The sequence below is a fragment of the Gemmatimonadota bacterium genome (assembly GCA_040388535.1).
Classification (GTDB): Bacteria; Gemmatimonadota; Gemmatimonadetes; order Gemmatimonadales; family GWC2-71-9; genus Palsa-1233.
In genome coordinates this window covers 302,527-321,454 of the sequence record JAZKBR010000004.1, presented here as the reverse complement: position 1 = coordinate 321,454, position 18,928 = coordinate 302,527, and the positions used below count along the sequence as shown (strand labels likewise).

19 protein-coding genes are annotated in these 18,928 nt (G+C 65.7%); 18 read left to right on the top strand and 1 reads right to left on the bottom strand.

Annotated elements, in window-relative coordinates:
* Positions 1-116: 116 nt before the first annotated feature.
* The 5 genes from V4558_11415 (at position 117) to V4558_11395 (ending at position 4,531) form a co-directional block, all read left to right on the top strand.
* The gene (locus V4558_11415; protein ID MES2306111.1) at positions 117-965 is read left to right on the top strand and encodes a hypothetical protein; all 849 of its coding nucleotides are present in this window, start codon (positions 117-119) and stop codon (positions 963-965) included.
* Between the two features lie 132 nt (positions 966-1,097).
* A complete protein-coding gene (locus V4558_11410; protein MES2306110.1) occupies positions 1,098-2,996 on the top strand; it encodes a tetratricopeptide repeat protein in 1,899 nt (632 codons plus the stop codon).
* Positions 2,993-3,985 (top strand): polyprenyl synthetase family protein, encoded by a 993-nt coding sequence (locus V4558_11405; protein MES2306109.1) that lies wholly within the window; start codon positions 2,993-2,995, stop codon positions 3,983-3,985. Before V4558_11410 ends, V4558_11405 begins: the two co-directional genes overlap by 4 nt.
* Positions 3,985-4,257 (top strand): DUF4321 domain-containing protein, encoded by a 273-nt coding sequence (locus V4558_11400; GenBank protein MES2306108.1) that lies wholly within the window; start codon positions 3,985-3,987, stop codon positions 4,255-4,257. The genes V4558_11405 and V4558_11400 overlap by 1 nt, the downstream gene beginning before the upstream one ends.
* Before the next feature lie 13 nt (positions 4,258-4,270).
* Complete coding sequence (locus V4558_11395; protein MES2306107.1) at positions 4,271-4,531, top strand: twin-arginine translocase TatA/TatE family subunit; 261 nt, start codon at positions 4,271-4,273, stop codon at positions 4,529-4,531.
* A gap of 83 nt (positions 4,532-4,614) precedes the next feature.
* Here the strand turns inward: V4558_11395 and V4558_11390 are convergent, their stop codons facing one another.
* Complete coding sequence (locus V4558_11390; GenBank protein ID MES2306106.1) at positions 4,615-6,465, bottom strand: peptidyl-prolyl cis-trans isomerase; 1,851 nt, start codon at positions 6,463-6,465, stop codon at positions 4,615-4,617.
* 176 nt (positions 6,466-6,641) lie between these two features.
* On the opposite strand from V4558_11390, the gene V4558_11385 reads away from it, so the two are divergent.
* From V4558_11385 to V4558_11325, 13 genes are all read left to right on the top strand, one after another.
* Positions 6,642-7,382, top strand: coding sequence for a tetratricopeptide repeat protein (locus V4558_11385; GenBank protein MES2306105.1), 741 nt, complete (start codon positions 6,642-6,644; stop codon positions 7,380-7,382).
* Positions 7,379-7,819: a type II 3-dehydroquinate dehydratase gene (gene aroQ / locus V4558_11380; protein MES2306104.1), complete on the top strand. Its 441-nt coding sequence runs from the start codon at positions 7,379-7,381 to the stop codon at positions 7,817-7,819. The genes V4558_11385 and aroQ overlap by 4 nt, the downstream gene beginning before the upstream one ends.
* Positions 7,812-8,900: an aminopeptidase P family protein gene (locus V4558_11375; protein ID MES2306103.1), complete on the top strand. Its 1,089-nt coding sequence runs from the start codon at positions 7,812-7,814 to the stop codon at positions 8,898-8,900. Before aroQ ends, V4558_11375 begins: the two co-directional genes overlap by 8 nt.
* Positions 8,901-8,912: 12 nt before the next feature.
* Entirely contained in the window at positions 8,913-9,473 is a 561-nt protein-coding gene (gene efp, locus V4558_11370) for an elongation factor P (protein ID MES2306102.1), read from the top strand.
* Positions 9,470-9,997 (top strand): acetyl-CoA carboxylase biotin carboxyl carrier protein, encoded by a 528-nt coding sequence (gene accB, locus V4558_11365; protein MES2306101.1) that lies wholly within the window; start codon positions 9,470-9,472, stop codon positions 9,995-9,997. The genes efp and accB overlap by 4 nt, the downstream gene beginning before the upstream one ends.
* Positions 9,990-11,168: a PilT/PilU family type 4a pilus ATPase gene (locus V4558_11360; GenBank protein MES2306100.1), complete on the top strand. Its 1,179-nt coding sequence runs from the start codon at positions 9,990-9,992 to the stop codon at positions 11,166-11,168. Before accB ends, V4558_11360 begins: the two co-directional genes overlap by 8 nt.
* Positions 11,168-12,553 carry an acetyl-CoA carboxylase biotin carboxylase subunit gene (gene accC / locus V4558_11355; GenBank protein ID MES2306099.1) on the top strand — a complete coding sequence of 462 codons (1,386 nt, stop codon included), beginning with the start codon at positions 11,168-11,170 and terminating at the stop codon, positions 12,551-12,553. The genes V4558_11360 and accC overlap by 1 nt, the downstream gene beginning before the upstream one ends.
* A complete protein-coding gene (locus V4558_11350) occupies positions 12,550-13,302 on the top strand; it encodes a 2-phosphosulfolactate phosphatase (protein ID MES2306098.1) in 753 nt (250 codons plus the stop codon). Before accC ends, V4558_11350 begins: the two co-directional genes overlap by 4 nt.
* Positions 13,299-15,536 carry a DNA translocase FtsK gene (locus V4558_11345; protein MES2306097.1) on the top strand — a complete coding sequence of 746 codons (2,238 nt, stop codon included), beginning with the start codon at positions 13,299-13,301 and terminating at the stop codon, positions 15,534-15,536. Before V4558_11350 ends, V4558_11345 begins: the two co-directional genes overlap by 4 nt.
* Complete coding sequence (locus tag V4558_11340; GenBank protein MES2306096.1) at positions 15,533-16,567, top strand: AI-2E family transporter; 1,035 nt, start codon at positions 15,533-15,535, stop codon at positions 16,565-16,567. Before V4558_11345 ends, V4558_11340 begins: the two co-directional genes overlap by 4 nt.
* A gap of 99 nt (positions 16,568-16,666) precedes the next feature.
* Positions 16,667-17,071: a YraN family protein gene (locus V4558_11335; GenBank protein MES2306095.1), complete on the top strand. Its 405-nt coding sequence runs from the start codon at positions 16,667-16,669 to the stop codon at positions 17,069-17,071.
* 161 nt (positions 17,072-17,232) lie between these two features.
* The gene (recA, locus tag V4558_11330) at positions 17,233-18,288 is read left to right on the top strand and encodes a recombinase RecA (GenBank protein ID MES2306094.1); all 1,056 of its coding nucleotides are present in this window, start codon (positions 17,233-17,235) and stop codon (positions 18,286-18,288) included.
* Positions 18,285-18,914 carry a regulatory protein RecX gene (locus V4558_11325; protein MES2306093.1) on the top strand — a complete coding sequence of 210 codons (630 nt, stop codon included), beginning with the start codon at positions 18,285-18,287 and terminating at the stop codon, positions 18,912-18,914. Before recA ends, V4558_11325 begins: the two co-directional genes overlap by 4 nt.
* Positions 18,915-18,928 lie beyond the last annotated feature (14 nt).

The window sequence follows — 18,928 nt, the reverse complement described above, 5'->3', positions numbered from 1 at the left end:
GACGCCCCTGTCCTCTCATCGGGTCAGGGCACCCTGCCGTTTCACGGCAGAAACGCTGATTCCGGCGGCATGCGCCCTGCCAATGCTCTTCGCAACTCACTCGCGTGGAGCTGCTCATGTCGTTTCGCTCGTTGCTGCTCAAGGCACTCATCCTTCCCTGGCTCGCTGGCTGCCAGAACATCTTTACCCTTCCCGACGACGGCGCGCTGCCACAGCCCGCGTCGCTCACCAGCACCTCCCTCGATGGCGGCATAGCGCTGCACTGGAGCGATGAACCGTACCGCGCCTCGCCGGGTCGGTTCCGTCTCTACCGCGTCTACTCGGCACCCTACGATCTCGATCGGGATCTCTGCCTGACTCCGTGGTCGGTGGAAGGAACGACGGTGGCGAATGATTTCGTGGCCGGCGCCTTGAACAACGGTGGCCCGCGCTGCTTCTCTGTGACGGCCGAAAGTGTCGAGGGTATTGAATCGGCTCGCTCGCCCATCCGCGAGGACACGCCCCGCTTCGAGTCGACCAGCGTGGCCCTCTACGCAAGGCAGGCGGACGACACTCGGGCCGGCTTCCGGTTCTGGCGCGACCTCGATGGCAACGGGAACGCAGTCCGGTCGGAACTCGGCTCGGTGATGAGCGGGGCCGCCGATGTCGACCTCGTGCTGCAGCGTGACGCGAGCGGTCGCTTTTTCCTGGTGCCGCAACGTGCTGGCACCGAGATCACGGTCTACGGCCAGACGCCGGTCGGCTCGCTGCACGACATCGATGTGGCGCCGCTCACCGGATTTGGTCGGACCGGCGTCGAGGCGATCGCGGGGTGGGGCTACGTGGTGCAGATGACGGGCGCCGATGGCTTCAAGCGCTTTGGCGCCCTGCGGGTCGTCTCCGTCGGTGCCGGCTTCGTGCTCCTCGACTGGGCTTTCCAGAACGATCCGGGAAATCCGGAGCTCATCCGGGTGAATTGGGAGTAATCGGTCGATACTTTGGGGGACGTGTTCCGGGTCGCCCCGGCCTCGGTCAGCTTGCCCCTGACCGGGGCCCGGCCTACACTTAGAACCTCAAGTCCTATCGATACTTGAGCCACCCCCAACCCCTGGTCGGCCATGACGCTTGACAAGCTCAAAGTCGCCGCGCGCCAGCACGAACAGCGCGAAGAATGGCGGGCGGCGATCGAGCTTTATCGCCAGGCCATCCGCGAGGCAGAAGGGGGGACCGAAGGCGCTGATCCTTCCCTCTACAACCGCATCGGCGATCTCGAGCACAAGGCCGGCGACCATACCGCCGCGTGTGACGCGTGGGACCAGGCCGCCGCGCGTTATGGCGAGCAGGGGTTCTTCAATAACGCCATCGCGCTCTGCGGCAAGATTCTCCGCCTCGACCCCGACCGCATCCGCACTCACCTTGAGCTGGCCCGCTATCAGGCACGCAAGCGGGTCCTCTACGACGTGCGCCATCAGCTCAGCACCTATCTCGAGCGGATGGAGCGCGCGGGGCAGGGGGATGCTGCGAAATCGGCGGTCGATGCCTTCGCCGCCGAGTTCTCCAGCTGGCGTGACCTCCAGGGACTGGTAGACGAACTGCTCGGACGCGACCACGCCCCCGAGGAAGTTGCATCGCCGGGGGGGACCAGCGTCGAGCAAGGCCGGGGCCTGGTCTTCATTGACACCGACCTTCGGCTCGAGCGCGCATCCGAATCGATACCGGGGCCGGTTACCGATCACGCGATCGACCCGACCCTCGTCGAGCAGATCGAGTTCGAGCGCCCGCCCGAGGTGAGCCAGCTTGAGGGGCTCGAGCAGTCCACCATGCAAGCCGATCCTGACGCGCCTGCGCCCACAACCGTCCTGCTCGATGGCCTGGTGGATGTCGGGCTCACGGCGGCGGCTGCCGGCGCGCAGGGCCGCATCGATGGTCTCGAGGTCACCTCGTTCGAGCCACCGCCTGCGGCCGACACGATCTCGCTCGACATGTCACCGGACGCCGCGCCCGAAGGCGGCGCGCCGCTGGTCTTTCTGGAGACCGAGGGAGCGACCGACGCTCCAGCGACCCCAGCGATGCCCGCGCTACCCGAAGGCGTGACCCTCGACGATCCGCTGGGGCAGCGGGTCACGGGCCACGCGTTGCTGGAGCACGGCGATCGCGCAGGCGGTATCGCGCGGCTCGAAGCAGCGCTCGCGGGGTATCAGGAGCGCGCCGAATGGCTTCATGCCTGGCAAGTGTCGACCGAACTCGTGCAGGCCGAGCCGAACTCCATCAATCGCTATCAGGCGCGCGTGGAAGTTGCTTCGCAGATGAAGGATGGGCCACGGCTTTGCGAGTCGTACGTGGAACTCGGCGATGCCTTTGTTCGCGAAGGAAGCACCGACAAGGCAGTGGCGGTCTATCGCCGGGTGCTCGAACTCGATGAGTACCACGAACGCGCCCGCGCAGCGCTCCGCGCGATGCACCCCGATGCGCCAAGCGAACAGACGGCCGACGGCTTCATCGATTTTGCGGCGATGATGAACGAGGATGCCGGCCCGCGCTCCACCCGGATGCGCACCGAGACAACTGCGATCTCGCCGGATGAAGATGAGACCTTCCGCGAGGCACTCGCGGAATTCAAGCGGGCACTGGATCAGAACCTCCCGATCGAAGATCACCAGGCCCACTACGACCTCGGGATCGCGTTCAAGGAGATGGGGCTGCTCGACGAAGCAATCGGCGAATTCCAGAAGGCGCTCCGTTCACCAGCCGCGCGGCTCCGGACATCGGAGGCGCTTGGCGAGACGTTCTACGATCAGGGTCGGCCGGCGGTCGCCGAGGCTGTGCTGCGCGCCGTGGAGCGCGGCCCCGAGGACGACGCCGAGAAGATCGGTGTCCTCTACTGGCTCGGCCGGGCGCAAGAAGCGCAGGGGAAGAATGCTGATGCCCGCAACTGCTACGAGCGCGTGCTGGCCGTTGATGTCGGGTTCCACGACGTGGCCGAGCGTCTGACCCATCTCGCCAGCGGTTCGTCGTGACCGCGCCGCAGCTCGGCGCGGTGACTCTCGCGGATCTCCAGCGCCCGGTCGGGATGCGTCTCGATCAGGTCGAGGGCGAGATGCGCCGGATGATCGAGGATGATTTTCCGCTCATCGGCGAGGTCAACCAGCACCTGCTCCGGATGCGCGGGAAGATGTTCCGTCCGACACTGGTGCTACTGGCCGACCAGGCCACCGGCGGTCCGACACCGCGAGCCGCGACGCTCGCCGCGGTGCTCGAACTGATCCACCTCGCCACACTGGTGCACGACGACTCGGTCGACCACTCCACGCTTCGACGCGGGATGCCGACGATCAACGCCCTGTTCTCGCATCAGGTGTCGGTGATCATGGGCGACTTCCTCTACTCGCGCGCAGTTGTGGAGCTGGTTCGTCTCGGTGACCTCGATGCGTTGCGGATCCTCTCTCGCGTGACGACGGAGATGACCGTCGGCGAGATGCGCCAGCTGCTTGCGCACGATCCACTCGACTTCAGCGAGGAGCAGTACGACTTGCTGATCCGGGCCAAGACGGCGTCACTGATGTCGGGCGCCTGTGAAGTCGGGGCGATCGCCGCACCCGTTGCGCAGCGACAGGCGCTAGCCCGCTTCGGAGAGAAGCTCGGGATGGCGTTCCAGATCACCGATGACCTGCTCGACTACACTGCGGACCAGACGACGACCGGGAAGCCTTCCGGGCTCGATCTCCACGAGCACAAGGTGACCCTCCCGCTGATCCATGCCCTGCCGCACCTCTCCCCTGGGGAACGCGCCGCGCTCGAAGGGCTGATGGGGGATCCCGACCCGGATCCCGATGCCATCGCCGCGGTGATCGCCGCGGTTGCGGCCCACGGCGGACTGGAATACGCCCGTGAACGCGCCCAGCGGCTGATGTCGCAGGCCGAGGACGACCTCGCGGAACTACCGGAGTCACCGGCGCGCGAGACCCTTCGATCGGCCCTGGGCTTCGTCCTCGACCGGAGACGCTGATGGCTGCCTCACCGAAGCGCGGGGGTTTCTACGTCGGGATGCTGGTGTTCGGCTTTGTCCTTGGCGGCTTCCTGGCGGCCCTCCTGGAGCGATTTCTCCCTGAAAGCGCCGCCCGGTCGTTTTTTACCTTCGCAGTGACCCCGACGCTGGGCCCTGTGTCGGTCAATCTCCTCGTGGTATCCTTCACGCTTGGGCCACTGGGGATGCACGTCACCCTGTTGAGTCTGCTCGGCGTCGCGGTGGCGTATTACGCCGCGCGCTCGCTCTTCTGAACTGGAGTCAGCCATGCCAAATCTTGGCTTTAGCGAAATCATGATCCTGCTGGTGGTGGCCTTGCTCGTCTTCGGAGCGAAGCGACTCCCTGAAATCGGCTCGTCGATGGGGAAGGGGATCCGTGAGTTCAAGCGATCGCTCACCGATACCCAGGACGCCGTCCTCAATCCGCCCGATAGCGACCGGAACACCAAGGGTCTGCTCGACGGCGACCGCGGCACGACACCTGGCGCGGCACCCACCAGTGGTGAGCCGAAGCGCCTCTCGCAGTAAGTTCGCCTGCAGCGTAGATGCAGAACGGGCGCCCGAGATCACTCGGGCGCCCGTCTTGCGTACGTGTCTGGCGGTGGTTCAGCCTAGCGCTTGGCCTTCCCGGTCTGCTGGGCGGCGGCGGTGGCTTCGGCCTGTGCATTCGTCCGCTGCAGCCCGGCGCGCTCGTCCTTGATCTTCGCGGCGGAACGGAGTGCCGCCATGTACTGACGCACGCGCTCCTGTCGTGCGGCACGGATCATGTCGGCGCGGATCTGATCCTTGTCCTTGAGGAATTGCGCCGAGTCAGCCGGCACTTTCTCCAGCACCTCGATGACGTAGAGCCCATCGGGAGAAGTGATCACCGGGCTCGGCTTTCCCTTCGGCATGGCGAATGACGCGCCGATGAGTTGGGGCACGGTGATCGGCGGATTCACGCGCGAGAAGAGCGGGAACTCGCGGTTCGGCAGTCCGAGCGCCTTGGAGGCCTCAGGAAGCGAGAGACCGGTGGTGAGGCGACGGGTCAGTTCGTCGCCGATGGCCTTGGCCTTGGCTTCCTTCTTCTGGTCCGCTACGACCGTCATGACGCCACGCATCACGTTGGCGAGCGGCGGCGTGCCGGCCTCGAGCAACGAGTCGACGCGGAAGACATAGAACGCCGCGTCGCCATCGATCACCGGCGAGGTCTCGCCGACTTTCGCCTGGAACGCCCACACGCCCGCGTCGGGAATGACGTAGGTGCCGAGGAGCACCCGCGTGCCCTCCTGCACCGGCCCGGACTGACCGATCGGCAGCTTCAGCGAACGCGCGGCGGTGTCGAGCGCAGCGGGATCAAGATGTTCGGCAGCGAGACGCTCGAGCGAATCGGCCTGGCGATCGACGAGGTCGCGGTGTGCGCCGGCCAGTTCAATCGGAATGAGCACGTGCCGCGCTGTCGCCTTGTCGGCCGTTCGCTTGGTGACTTCGATGACGTGGTAACCGAAATCGGTGAGCAAGGGTTCGGAGACCGTGTTGAGCGGCATCGAGAAGACGGCCTTGTCGAACGGAGCGGTCATCGACCCCTTGGCGAATTCGCCGAGGTCACCGCCAGCGCGCGAGCTGATGGTGTCGGACGACTCACGCTTGGCCACTTCGGCAAATGGAGTGCCCGATACGATCTCCGCGCGGGCCGCTTTCGCTCGGGCCAGTGCGGCGGCAGAGTCGCTCGCATCGATCCGACGCGGGACGGCCACGAACGACAGATACGCGGTCCTCGGACGCTTGAACTCGTCCTTGTGCGCGTTGTAGTACGTCTCCGCTTCGGCTGGCGTCACCGTCACCGCGCTGTCCGGGACCGCATTCCGGGCGATGATGGCCGTGAGGGAGATCTTGACCTGCTCGTGCTGATCCTGGTAACGCTCCCAGAGCGATGCATCCGAGAGGTAGACATCTGCCGTGACATTCCGCAGCAACTTGTTCTGGAGAATTTCACCGCGGTAACGCGCCTCGAGGACCGGCACGGCCTGTTGACCGACCGGCGACGCGAGCCAGCGCTGGTACTTCGTCATGTCGAACTTGCCACCAGTCTGGAAGTCCGGCATGGTCTGGACCTCCTGCGGCGGAACATTCCGGATCGCGTCGGCAATCTCGTCGGAATTCACCGTGATGTGCCGCTTGTCGATCTGGTCGGTGATGACGGCGTTCGCAACAAACTGGTCCCAGACCTCGTTGCGGACCTGTTCGGTCTCCTCGAGCCCGAGCGACTTGCCGGTCTCCTGCTGGCGCTGCGTGATCGCCTGCTGGACGGCCTGCTGATAGATCCGGGCATCGACGGTCGTGCCGTTGATGGAGCCCACGTTGGTCTTGGTCAGGATGCCACCGTTGCCGGTGATCCCGCTCAAGTCGACGATGAGCCAGGCGAGGAAGGTGATCGTGATGAGGTAGACCACCGGCTTCGCGGCGTTACGGAAGGCTTGCATCATAGGCTGTTCAACCGGCTCCGGACTAGGTGAGACATAGCCCGGAAACCTAGGCCTCTGGCGCCCGAACCTCAAGGCGTTGACTGACTTCCGGCCGACTCGGTGGCGGTTGACACCAGGGCTCGGCGGGGGGTAGTGTTGCGATCCCGTCCCCTCCTGCCCGCGTCCCAGAGCCTATGTCCGAGTCCTTCTCGCTGGATGAACTGTCCCGGCTCTGGCGTGAATCGCCAGACCAGGCCCCGTTCGCGGCCCTCGCGGAAGGACTCCGAAAGCGCGGCGATCATGCCGCAGCGGCCACCGTTGCGCTTCAGGGGCTGGCGGCCCAGCCGGGTAACGTCCCTGGATTGATCGTCCTCTCCCGCATCCGGCTTGATCAGGGTGATGGTGAGGGGGCCCAACGTGCCCTGCGCGACGGTCTGGCAAGTGATCCCGGGAACCCGGTCGTCCTGCGGGCGCTGGAGCTCTTTGATGACTTGTCGGTCGACGAGCCGGCCGCGGAAGTTCAGGAATCCGACGAACTCTTCTTCACCGACGATGAACCCCCCTCGGTCGAATCCGATCCGTTGCTGACTGAGTCGCTGGCGGTGCTCTACCATCGTCAGGGTCACCTCGAGCGGGCATCCGAGGTCTATAGTGCGTTGCTCGACCGCGATCCTGAGAATGCCGATCTCCGCGCTCGCCGCGACCGGATCGCGGCTGAGGCCGAGACCCGCCGCCCCCGCCCCTACGACGCGGCCGTGAGCGGCGGCCGCTCGTTACAGGAGTGGCTCGCCGGACTCGCGGCGGTGACGCCCCCGAGCGAGGGGTACGGCACCGCGTACGACGCCTTCTACAAGGCGAACCCGACGGCGAACCACCCCGACGATCTCGCCGATTTCGCGGCCTTCCAGTCGTGGCTCAAGGGACTTCCCAGATGACCCGGGTCATGGTGCTCAACGGCCCGAACCTCAATCTGCTCGGTACCCGCGAGCCGGCGACCTACGGCTCCGGGACGCTCGCGGACCTGGAGCGACTGGTTCGCGATCGGGCGGTATCCCTGGGGGTGACGCTCGAATGGGTGCAGAGCAACCACGAGGGAGAGCTGGTGGAACTGGTCCAGCAACTGCCCGCTCGGGCCGATGGTGCAGTCATCAATCTCGGCGGCTACAGCCATACCTCGGTTGCCATTCGCGACGCGTTTCTGGCGGTGCCTTCGCCCTTCGTCGAGGTGCATCTGTCGAACCTGCTCAAGCGCGAGAACTTCCGGCATCACTCGATGACCGCCGACCTCGCCCTCGGGCTGATCTCCGGGTTCGGCCCTCGTGGCTATCTGCTCGCGCTCGAAGCGCTCGTCGCTGCCCTTCGCGATGGCTGACTTCAGACCCGCCAGGGCCGCCGCGCTGCGCGCCGCCTGCGAAGCGAGCGGCGTTGACGCCCTGCTGCTGACCCACCTTCCCAACGTCCGCTGGCTCACCGGCTTTTCGGGGTCGGCCGCCCTGGTGGTGGTTTCGCCTGCCGCGATCACCCTGGTCACCGATTTTCGCTACGCTACCCAGGCCCCGGACGAAGTCGGAGCTGCCGCCGAAGTCCTCGTCGATCGGCGCAACGTCTGGGACCGGCTGGCTCGCGTGCTCGCGCGGGAAGCGCCCGATACTCTGGGGATCGAGGCGGGGGTGGTCACGGTTCGCGAGGCCGAACGCATCAGCGCACTTACGGCGGCGCGGGTTGTCCCCCTCACCGATACCGCCGAGCGGCTCCGTCAGGTGAAGGACGAATCCGAGGTTGCCGCGATCCGTGCCGCTGGCGCCCTGGCGCTTGAGGCGCTCGCGGAAGTCCTCCACACGGTCAGAGTGGGTGAGCGGGAGATTGACGTGGCCGCCCGGCTCGAGTCGGCTCTGCGACGCCGCGGGAGCGAGTGGCACCCGTTCCCGACCATTGTGGCCTCGGGGCCCCGGTCCGCGCTGCCCCATGCCCGGACCTCGGAGCGAGTCATCGGACGGGGGGAGTTCCTCCTGATCGACTTCGGAGCCCAGCTCGAGGGGTACTGTGCCGACATCACCAGGACCGTCGTGGTGGGGGCGAGGGCCGACGAGCGCCAGCTCACCGTCTATGATCTGGTCGAGGAATCGCAGCGGCGGGCCCGGGAGGGGGTACGGGCCGGGATGACCGGCACCGAGGCGGATGCCCTGGCGCGCGACCTGATCGCGGCACGCGGCTACGGCGAGGCGTTCGGCCACTCGCTCGGCCATGGACTCGGACTGGAAGTCCATGAAGGACCACGGCTTGCGCAGACGGCCGAGGGGCTCCTTCCGGTCGGAGCGGTGGTGACAGTCGAGCCGGGGATCTATCTTCCGGGTTGGGGTGGGGTGCGACTTGAGGACGACGTCTGGCTCTCCGCCAGCGGTCCCGTCCTCCTCACCGACGGGCGCACAGAACTCATCGAACTCGAAGCTTGAGCAGGAGTGGGCGTGGCGAATACGGCAGACATCCGTAATGGGCTGGTGCTTGACCTCGACGGCAAGTTGATGCAGATCACCTACTTCCAGCACGTGAAGCCGGGGAAGGGGAGCGCGTTCGTCCGCACCAAGATGCGGAACGTGCGGACCGGCGCCGTGCTCGAACGGACCTTTCCCTCGGGGGAGCGATTCGAGACCGTGGACCTGACGCATCGGCCCATGACCTACTCCTACCGCGATGGCGAGAATTTCCATTTCATGGATCTGCAGAGCTTCGACGACATCCCGCTGACAGCGGAGTTGATCGGGGCCGACCAGATGAAGTACCTGAAGGAAGGGATGGAGTGCACCGGCCTGGTGCATGATGAGCAGGTCATCCTGATCGAGCTCCCGAACTTCGTGGAGCTCGAGATCGTCGAGACCGACCCGGGCATTCGTGGTGATACGGCGACTGGTGGGACCAAGGCGGCCAAGCTCGAAACCGGCGCCGTGGTCCAGGTCCCGCTCTTCATCGAACAGGGCACCCTTATTCGCGTCGATCGGCGCGAAGACAAATACCTGACTCGCGTATGAATCCAGATGAAATGCAGGAGCTCGCTCGCGCCATGGAACAGCTTCCCGGTTCGAAGGGGATCGACTTCAAGGATGTTCGTCGCCTGGCGCAGTTGCTACGCGAACAGCCGGAGATCGGCTCCATCGAGATGAAGGGACTCTTCGGCACCGGTGTGATCATCACCCGGACTGGCGCCGCGGGCACGCCGATGATGGCCGCCCCGGCCATGCCCCAGCAGGTCGTGGTGCCGGCTGCCGCCGCGCCCGCCGTCGAGGCGGCACCCGCTGCCCCGGCTGTCGTGCTGAAGGAAGTCCGTTCGCCGATGGTGGGGACCTTCTACGCCCAGCCCGAACCGGGCGCCGAGCCGTATGTCCGGGTCGGGACGCGCGTGTCGCCCGGGCAGACGGTCTGCATCATCGAGGCCATGAAGATCATGAACGAGATCGAAGCCGAAGTGAGCGGCATCGTCCGCGAAGTCTGCGTTGATGACTCCTCGCCGATCGAGTACGGCCAGGTGCTGTTCCGCGTGGATCCGAATGGCTGAGGACCATCTCGAGTCTCCTGGCTCGGATGTTGTCACGGGCGAAGGCACCGCCGCGGGATTCCATTTCCGCCAGGCGATCGTGCATATGGTCCAGCGCGGCGCCTCGGACCTGCTGCTGAAGGCCGGCCGGCCGCCGACTGTGCGGGTCAACGGGCAGTTGCTGCTGCTGCCGATGCCGCCGATGCGCCCCGAGGAGTTGAAGGCGCTCGCCGAGACCCTGATGACCCCGCGGCAATTGCGCGACTTTGCCGAGACGAAGGAAGCCGACTTCGGCATCGGCGTTCCGGGGATCGGCCGCTTCCGTACCAATGTCTATCACCAGCGCGGCACCATCTCCTTCGCGTTCCGCGCGATCCCGTACGAAGTCCGCAACATTCGCGATCTGTTGCTGCCGCCGGTGCTCGAGGAGATCGCTCTCCGCCCGCGCGGCCTCGTGCTGGTGACCGGCATCACCGGTTCGGGCAAGTCCACCGCGCTCGCGGCGATGATCGATCACGTGAACCGGCTACGTCGCGTGAACATCATCACGATCGAGGATCCGATCGAGTTCCTGCATCGCGATCAACTCGCCAACGTCTCGCAGCGCGAAGTGGGGAATGACACCATGTCGTTCTCCGGAGCGCTCCGGCACGTACTGCGTCAGGATCCGGACGTGATCCTGATCGGCGAAATTCGCGACATGGAAACGATGGATACCGCGCTCAAGGCGGCCGACACGGGTCACCTCGTGCTCACGACGATCCACACGACCGACGCGACGCAGACCATCTCGCGCGTGCTGTCGTTCTACCCGCCGCACCAGCACAATGAAATCCGGATGCTGCTGTCGACGGCGCTGGCAGCCGTGGTGTCGCTGCGCCTGGTGCCGCGTGCCGATGGCAAGGGACGAGTTCCCGCGGCCGAAGTCCTCGTGAACACGGCGGCCGTTGCCGACAACATTCGCGACACGCAGAAGGCGCTCAATATTCCCGACCTGATCGCGGCCGGCGGTGTGACCTACGGCATGCAGTCGTTCGACCAGTCGCTGATGCGCTGGTTCCAGGACGGCGTGATCACCTATGACGAAGCGGTCTTCCACGCGACGCACCCGAACGAATTCGCCTTGCGCGTCTCCGGCGTGAGCGCGTCCTCCGATCGCACCTTCGAACTTCCCGGCTCGAGCACACCCTGATGTTTCGCAAAGTGATGATTGCCAATCGCGGTGAAATCGCGCTGCGTGTCATTCGCGCCTGTCACGAACTCGGCGTGAAGACCGTGGCGGTGTACAGCGAGGCCGATCGAGAATCGCTGCACGTGCGCTTCGCCGACGACGATGTCTGCATCGGGCCGCCGCAGGGGCGGCTCTCGTACCTCCGGATCCCGAACCTGATCGCGGCGGCCGAAGTCACCGGTGCCGACGCGATTCATCCGGGTTACGGCTTCCTCGCCGAGAACGCCGAGTTCGCGGACACCTGCAAGGCGTCGAACATTGTCTTCATCGGCCCGACCGGCGACCAGATCCGGTCGATGGGCGACAAGGCGTCAGCCCGTCGGCTCGCGAAGGAAGCGGGCGTCCCGACGGTGCCGGGCTCTCCCGGCGTGATGAAGGACGCGGAAGAGGCGCTTGTGGTTGCCGAGGAAATCGGCTTTCCCGTGATCATCAAGGCGACGGCTGGCGGCGGCGGAAAGGGCATGCGCATTGCCAATGACGCCGAACAGTTCGCCCAGCTCTTCTCACTCGCCCAGAACGAAGCGCTCTCCGCCTTCGGCAATGGCGATGTCTACGTCGAGAAGTTCCTCGCTCGTCCGCGACACGTCGAGATCCAGGTCATGGGCGACCTGCACGGCCGGGTGATCCATCTTGGTGAGCGAGACTGTTCCGTGCAGCGCCGGCACCAGAAGCTCATCGAGGAAGCTCCGTCGCCAGCCCTCACCGCCGAACTGCGCGCCGAAATGGGTACTGCCGCGGTCGCACTGGCGTCGGCCATCGGTTACAGCGGTGCGGGCACGATCGAATTCCTGCTCGACGAAGACGGGTCGTTCTATTTCATGGAAATGAACACCCGCATTCAGGTCGAACATCCGGTGACGGAGATGGTGACCGGGCAGGATCTCGTGAAGGAGCAGATTCGGGTGGCGAGCGGTGCCCCGCTTTCCTTCGGCGAGACGCCGATGTCGGGTCACGCGATCGAAGTGCGGATCAACGCTGAAGATCCCTACCGTAATTTCCAACCGTGCCCGGGACTCATCACGGCGTACCATCCGCCGGGCGGCCCTGGCATCCGGGTCGACACGCACGTCTACGCGGGCTATACCGTCCCCCCGTACTACGATTCGCTGCTGGCGAAGCTGATTGCGCATGGTCGCGACCGGGCCGAGGCACTCGCGCGACTGGCACAGGCGCTGGACTCGTTCATCCTCGAAGGGGTGACCACCACGATTCCGTTTCTGGCGCGAGTCATCCGGCATCCCGATTTCGTGGCCGGCAACGTCGACACCAAGTTCCTCGAGCGCGAGTCGCATCTGCTCAAGCCGGAAGTGTTTGACGCGGCACGCCCCGAGCGCGGCGAGGGATGACGCTTGATGTTGTCTTCACGCCGCTCGGCCTCGTACCGGGCGACGTAACCGGCCGGACCGTCCTCGTGGTGGACGTGCTCCGGGCCACGACCACGATGTGCGCGGCGCTCCACCATGGGGCGCGTGCCGTGGTGGTCGCGGCCGACATCGAGGATGCCACTCGCCTCGCCCACACCCTCGACCCCAGTGATGTCCTCCTCGCCGGCGAACGCAATTGTCTCCGCATTCCCGGTTTCCAGCTCGGCAACTCTCCCGGGGAAATGACCGCTGCGCAGGTCCGCGGCAAGACCCTGGTGATGACCACGACCAATGGCACTCGAGCCCTGTTGGCCACCTCCGGCGCCCGCGACGTGATTCTCGCAGCGGCCGTGAATCTTTCGGCCGCGGGCGCGACGGCAGCAGCCGCGCTCGAATCCGGTACACCGGTCACGATTCTCTGCGCTGGTCGGGATCACGGATTCGGTATGGACGACGCCTATCTCGCGGGTCGACTGGTTGTCGCTGCGCTTCGCGGGCGCCGCACGCGCAAAGGGCTGAATGATGCGGCCCTCGTCGCCGTGGATATGGTGCGGCGATACGGTGATGGCATCGAGCGCGTCTTCGCACTCTCACATGCGGGTCGCGATCTCAAGGCGTTGGGTCTCGGCGACGATGTCGTGGCGGCCGCCGCTGTTGACTCCCATCCCGTGGTGCCACGTTACCGCGATCGCCGCATCGCCCTCGCCGCCACCGCGAAGGGGAGAGCATGACAAGCGAGAACAGGCGGAAACTCGGCGCCGTCCTCGCGCTGGTTGCGGGCGCCTTCCTCGCGCTGGCGTTGCTGCCCGTGAATATCACGGGCCCGTTGGGGCAAACCCTCGGACCAGCGCTCTGGCGTGCCCTCGGCGTCGGTGCCCTCGGTGCGCCGTTGCTCGGGCTGCTGCTCGGATTCGCTGGCTTCGATCGCTTGCCCCGGCTCGACATGAAGCGCGCTGCCATCCTGACGATCGGCACGGCATTTCTGATCCCGTATGTGCTGGGCATCCTGTTCCGGATCGAGGCACCGGTCGACATGGTCGGCGACTGGACCTGGGCCGGCAAACTCACCGGCTATATCCCGGGGTTTGTGGCCCGCTCGGCGCTCGATTCCATCGGTGTGGCGGGCGGTCTGCTCGCCGGCTTCGTTGCGCTGACGGCGGTCACCCTCGGCACGCTGGCCTGGCATCCCTTGCAGCGACTGGAGCGAGGGGCGGTGGCCGAGGTCGTTCCGCCGGCACCCGTGCGGGCAGTGACACCGATCCGCCGACCCGAGCCGGTGATTGACGCCGAGCCGGTAGCCGACCTCCGTGAGACGGTGCAGGCCGACCTCTTCTCCGCGAAACCGAAGCGCGACAAGCCGCCCCGCAGCAAGCAACTCGAGCTTGAAGACGGGCCCGCACCTGCGCGGGCGGGCGATGAAGCCTTGCCTCCGCTCGAGCTGCTGGATTTGCCCCGCCAGGGAAATGGCGAGGCGGACGACGCCGAGCTGCATCGGCTGGGCGAATTGCTGCTCGCGACGCTCAAGACTTTCAAGGTCGAAGGCACGCTCGCCGGCATCACCTCCGGACCAACGGTTTCGCAGTTCGAAGTGGTGCCGGCGTCTGGCGTGAAGGCCGGCCGAATCGTGGCCCTCGCGGATGACCTCGCCATCACGATGCGCGCCGCCTCGCTGCGCGTGGCACCGATCCCCGGCCGCGGTGCGGTCGGCGTCGAGATCGCGAATCCGCACCCGCGGGTCGTGACCCTGCGCGAACTGCTCCAGAGCGAGGCCTGGCAAAACTCGACCGCGACCCTCCCGGTGGTACTCGGACGCGATGTGCAGGGGCAGCCGATTGTGGCCGACCTCGCCAAGATGCCGCACCTGCTGGTGGCGGGCGCGACGGGCTCGGGCAAGTCGGTCGCCATCAACACCATCATCACCGCGCTGATCTACCGTTACTCGCCGCGCGAACTGCGGTTGCTGATGGTCGATCCGAAGATGGTGGAACTGTCGATGTACAACGACCTGCCACACCTGCGTCACAAGGTCGTGACCGACAACAATGATGCGGCTGCGGTCCTCAAGTGGGCGGTCTACGAAATGAATCGCCGGTACGAACTGCTCCACGCCAACGGCGCCCGGCAACTTGCCGATTTCAATCGCAAGGTCCGCGAAGGAAAGGATCTCCGGAATCCGCCCAGCGCCCGGCCAACGTTGAGCACCATTGCCAAGGAGGCGGCCGACACTCCGCCTGGTGATGCCTGGAGTGACGTCTACAACGAGGGCGAGCTGCCGATGATCGTGCTGCTCGTCGATGAACTCGCGGACCTGATGATGACGGTGCAGGCCGAGGTCGAGACGCCGCTGGCAATGCTGGCGCAGAAGGCCCGCGCGATTGGCATCCACCTCATTCTCGCGACGCAGCGCCCAAGTGTGAACGTGCTCACCGGTCTGATCAAGGCAAACTTTCCGAGCCGGATTGCCTTCCGGGTGGCCAGCAAGGTCGACTCCCGGACGATTCTCGATCAGAACGGCGCCGAAGCACTGTTGGGGAACGGCGACATGCTGTTTCTCCCGCCCGGTCGCAATGAGCCGCAGCGAGTGCAGGGCGCCTATATCTCCACCGACGAGACCGAGCGAGTGATGGCGTGGTACGCGGCGCAACGAGAGGGTGTCGTGCGCGCCAGTGCCGAAACCGAGCCGGACATTCTCGAAGTCGTGCGAGCGGCCGCGGGCGAGGGCGACAATGCGAGCGGCGATGTCGCAGGCGATCGTGATGCCCTGTTCAAGCAGGCGGCCGAGACGTGTATCCAGCACCAGGGCGGCTCGACCTCGTTGCTGCAGCGTCGGCTTGGCATCGGATACGGTCGCGCGGCCAGGATCATCGACCAGCTCCACGATGCCGGCATCCTCGGACCCCCGAACGGTTCGAAGCCTCGCGATATCATGATCGGGCTCCATCAACTCGATGAGTACGCCGAATGAGTGATCCTGTCGTGTCAATGCGTGGAGCGTCACTGCCGCCGCTGATGCGCGGGCTGATCGCGGCGGCCTGTCTGGTCGTGATTCTCGCGGGGATCAAGGCCGTGACGCCGACGCTCACGCCCTTTCTGGTCGCGCTCCTGCTGGCGCAGGTACTCTCGCCGCTGATGCGTTTCCTGATGCGCCACCGCGTCCCGCGCTGGCTCGCGGTGACGCTCACCCTGCTCATTGTCTTCATCGGCGGTGCCGTGGTGGTCGGGATGGTCGGCGCATCGGTTGCCGAGCTGTCACACCGACTCCCCGAGTACGGCACCCAGCTCGCGGCCCTGCGGGACAATCTCTTTGCCCGGCTGCAGCGCGCGGGTATCGACACCAGCGGCTTCTCGACCATCGACGCGCTCGATCCGGCTGCCATGCTGGGGCCGGCGGCGTCGATTGCCGGGACGATCCTCTCCGAACTCGGCCATTCGTTCTTCGTCATGGTGATCACAGCGCTTCTGCTCATCGAGCTGGCGATCCTGTTCAAGGCCCTCGACGAAGCCGATCACACCAACCGCACGCTGCTGATCCGCTTCGGCGAGATGAGTGCGGATCTGCAGAAGTACATCGGGATCACCGCCATGGTCGGCCTGGTGGGATCGGTGATGTACACGGTGCTGCTGATCGCTGCAGGCGTGCCGTATATCCCGACCTGGGTCGTACTCTATTTCCTGCTCGGTTTCATTCCGGTCATCGGCGGAGTGATCGCGATCATCCCCGTGGTGCTGATCACCCTCCTCGAACATGGTGTCCAGCGCGCCCTGACGCTGCTGGCCGTCTTTGCGGTGCTGAACTTCCTGCTCGGCGATATCCTCAAACCGCGATTCATGCAGCGCGGCTTCGAGATCTCGATCGTTGCCGTCTTCTTCTCTCTGGTCTTCTGGAACTGGCTCCTCGGTCCGATCGGGATGGTGCTCGCCGTGCCGGTCACGATCACCCTCCGAAAGCTGATCCAGGAGTTTGCCCCCGAAGTCCGTCGGGTAATGGTCGACTAGCTTTTTCGCTGGCCTCGCTCACAATCGTTCGCGCTCCGCTGCCCACTCCCGCGTAAACCGGGTCGCTTCTCGCGCGCCTTGTCGTGCCATCATCCGCGCATGCCAACACCGCGTATCCCACCCGCCGACTGGACCGACCCCCGCCATCGACTCGGCTGGGAGGCGGAGGTTGTGGCTGGCCGGTGGCTCGAAGCGCGGGGGTGGAAAGTCCTGGCGCATCGTTGGCGGCTGGGTCGCCACGATCTCGACCTCATCGCGCGCCGCGGAGGGATCGTGGCCTTCGTCGAGGTCAAAGTGCGCCGCACGGACGCCTGTGGGGCAGGCGAAGAGGCGATCGGCTTCAAGAAGCGTCGCGCCATCGAGCGGGCGGCCTGGGCCTGGATCCTCCGGAGCGGTGGACCGAACGAGAACTACCGGTTCGATGTCATCGCGCTTTCTGGGCCCGGCCCAGGGGCAATGGCGCTGCGCCATATCGAAGACGCGTGGCGCCCCGGGTGGCGCTAGCCAAAAATATGACGCAAAACACTACACGCTGAGACTATTGCTTCGGTGATACTTCGGTATTAGCTTGAATACAGTAGGTATGTGGAGCGTTTTGCTCCACTATCATCGTGATACGCAGCAGATCATCAGTTCCTGACCCTTCATACCACACCGAGGACCCTATGGCCGTCGAAGAGACCCGTCTCGATCAGGACAAGCGGAAGGCATTGAATCTGGCCATCGCCCAGATCGAGAAGCAGCTCGGCAAGGGCGCCATTATGCGGATGGGCTCCGACAAGCCCCGGGTCCGGGTGGCTGCCATCTCCACCGGTGCCATCAATCTCGATGCGGCGACGGGCATTGGCGGGATTCCGCGCGGACGTATCACCGAGATCTACGGTCCCGAATCGTCGGGCAAGACCACGCTCTGTTTGCACCTGGTCGCCAACGTCCAGAAGGCCGGCGGAGTCGCGGCCTACGTCGACGCCGAGCACGCGCTCGACACCGAATACGCCCGCAAGCTCGGTGTCGACGTTGACAACCTCCTCGTTTCACAGCCCGATACCGGCGAACAGGCCCTCGAAATTGTCGAGATCCTGGTGCGTTCCGGGGCTGTCGACCTGGTGGTGATCGACTCGGTGGCGGCGCTGGTGCCGAAGGCCGAAATCGAAGGCGAAATGGGCGATTCGCACATGGGCCTGCAGGCGCGACTGATGAGTCAGGCGCTGCGCAAGCTGGCCGGTGCCATCAACCGGACGAATTGCGCCGTGGTCTTCATCAATCAGCTGCGCGAGAAGATCGGCGTGATGTTCGGCAACCCGGAGACCACCACCGGGGGCAAGGCGCTGAAGTTCTACGCTTCGCTGCGCCTCGACATCCGGCGGATCGGCCCGGTCAAGGAGCGCGAAGCCGTCATCGGTTCGCACGTACGGGTCAAGGTCGTCAAGAACAAGGTGGCCCCCCCGTTCAAGCAGGCCGAGTTCGATGTGATGTTCGACGAAGGGATCTCGCATACCGGGCTCGTGGTCGACATTGCCAGCGAAGCCGGTATCATCCAGAAGTCGGGCGCCTGGTATTCCTACGGCGATCAGCGAATCGGGCAGGGGCGGGAGAATGCCAAACTCTTCCTCAAGGACAACCACGCGCTGCTCGCGGAAGTCGAGGCCAAGGTCAAGGAGTCTCTTGGCATCCTGGCAGCTGCGGGCGCCGGCACTCCGGATGAGGAAGACGCGGAGTGATCATTGACGGACTGGTCCCCGATCCGCGACGCCCGGGCAGCACCCGGGTGCTCGTCGGGGGCCGTCCGGCCTGGACCGTCCCGGCCGATGTGGTGCGTACACTCGGCCTCGTTGAGGGGACTGTCCTTTCCGGTGACGCGGTGGCCCGGCTCGATGCCGCGGCCGAAGAAGAGGGGGCCGTTCGCTCGGGGATGCGGTCGCTGGAGCGACGGGCCCACGGCACCACAGAATTGTCCCGCAAACTCGAACGAAAGGGCCACTCGGTCGCTGCTGTTGCCGCGGCGATCACCCGCCTGACTGCGCTGCGGCTCCTCGACGATCTTGGCTTTGCACGGGAGTACGTGGCGGCCCGAAGCCGGCGCGGGCGAGGGCCCGATCGGCTGCGCCACGATCTGGCGCTGCTCGGGATCGATCGTGAGGTGATTGGCCAGACTGTCCATGAGCTGGAGCAGAGCGTCGACGATCCACTGGCCCAGCCCCTGGCGCTCGCCCGGAAGCGTGCGTCCCAGCTGCGCGGGCTCTCACCCGAGGCACGCCGGCGCCGACTGGCCGCGTACCTCGCACGCCGCGGCTTCCGCGGCTCGGAGGTCCGTGGCGTCCTCGAGAGTGTACTCCGCGAGGGATAGCCGGTTCCTCCCGG

Excerpts from the sequence above, each read along its gene's own strand:
- V4558_11415 (MES2306111.1), top strand. The coding sequence starts at position 117 with ATGTCGTTTCGCTCGTTGCTGCTCAAGGCACTCATCCTTCCCTGGCTC.
- V4558_11410 (MES2306110.1), top strand. The coding sequence starts at position 1,098 with ATGACGCTTGACAAGCTCAAAGTCGCCGCGCGCCAGCACGAACAGCGC.
- V4558_11400 (MES2306108.1), top strand. The coding sequence starts at position 3,985 with ATGGCTGCCTCACCGAAGCGCGGGGGTTTCTACGTCGGGATGCTGGTG.
- V4558_11395 (MES2306107.1), top strand. The coding sequence starts at position 4,271 with ATGCCAAATCTTGGCTTTAGCGAAATCATGATCCTGCTGGTGGTGGCC.
- V4558_11390 (MES2306106.1), bottom strand. The coding sequence starts at position 6,465 with ATGCAAGCCTTCCGTAACGCCGCGAAGCCGGTGGTCTACCTCATCACG.
- V4558_11385 (MES2306105.1), top strand. The coding sequence starts at position 6,642 with ATGTCCGAGTCCTTCTCGCTGGATGAACTGTCCCGGCTCTGGCGTGAA.
- aroQ (MES2306104.1), top strand. The coding sequence starts at position 7,379 with ATGACCCGGGTCATGGTGCTCAACGGCCCGAACCTCAATCTGCTCGGT.
- V4558_11375 (MES2306103.1), top strand. The coding sequence starts at position 7,812 with ATGGCTGACTTCAGACCCGCCAGGGCCGCCGCGCTGCGCGCCGCCTGC.
- accB (MES2306101.1), top strand. The coding sequence starts at position 9,470 with ATGAATCCAGATGAAATGCAGGAGCTCGCTCGCGCCATGGAACAGCTT.
- V4558_11360 (MES2306100.1), top strand. The coding sequence starts at position 9,990 with ATGGCTGAGGACCATCTCGAGTCTCCTGGCTCGGATGTTGTCACGGGC.
- accC (MES2306099.1), top strand. The coding sequence starts at position 11,168 with ATGTTTCGCAAAGTGATGATTGCCAATCGCGGTGAAATCGCGCTGCGT.
- V4558_11350 (MES2306098.1), top strand. The coding sequence starts at position 12,550 with ATGACGCTTGATGTTGTCTTCACGCCGCTCGGCCTCGTACCGGGCGAC.
- V4558_11345 (MES2306097.1), top strand. The coding sequence starts at position 13,299 with ATGACAAGCGAGAACAGGCGGAAACTCGGCGCCGTCCTCGCGCTGGTT.
- V4558_11340 (MES2306096.1), top strand. The coding sequence starts at position 15,533 with ATGAGTGATCCTGTCGTGTCAATGCGTGGAGCGTCACTGCCGCCGCTG.
- V4558_11335 (MES2306095.1), top strand. The coding sequence starts at position 16,667 with ATGCCAACACCGCGTATCCCACCCGCCGACTGGACCGACCCCCGCCAT.
- recA (MES2306094.1), top strand. The coding sequence starts at position 17,233 with ATGGCCGTCGAAGAGACCCGTCTCGATCAGGACAAGCGGAAGGCATTG.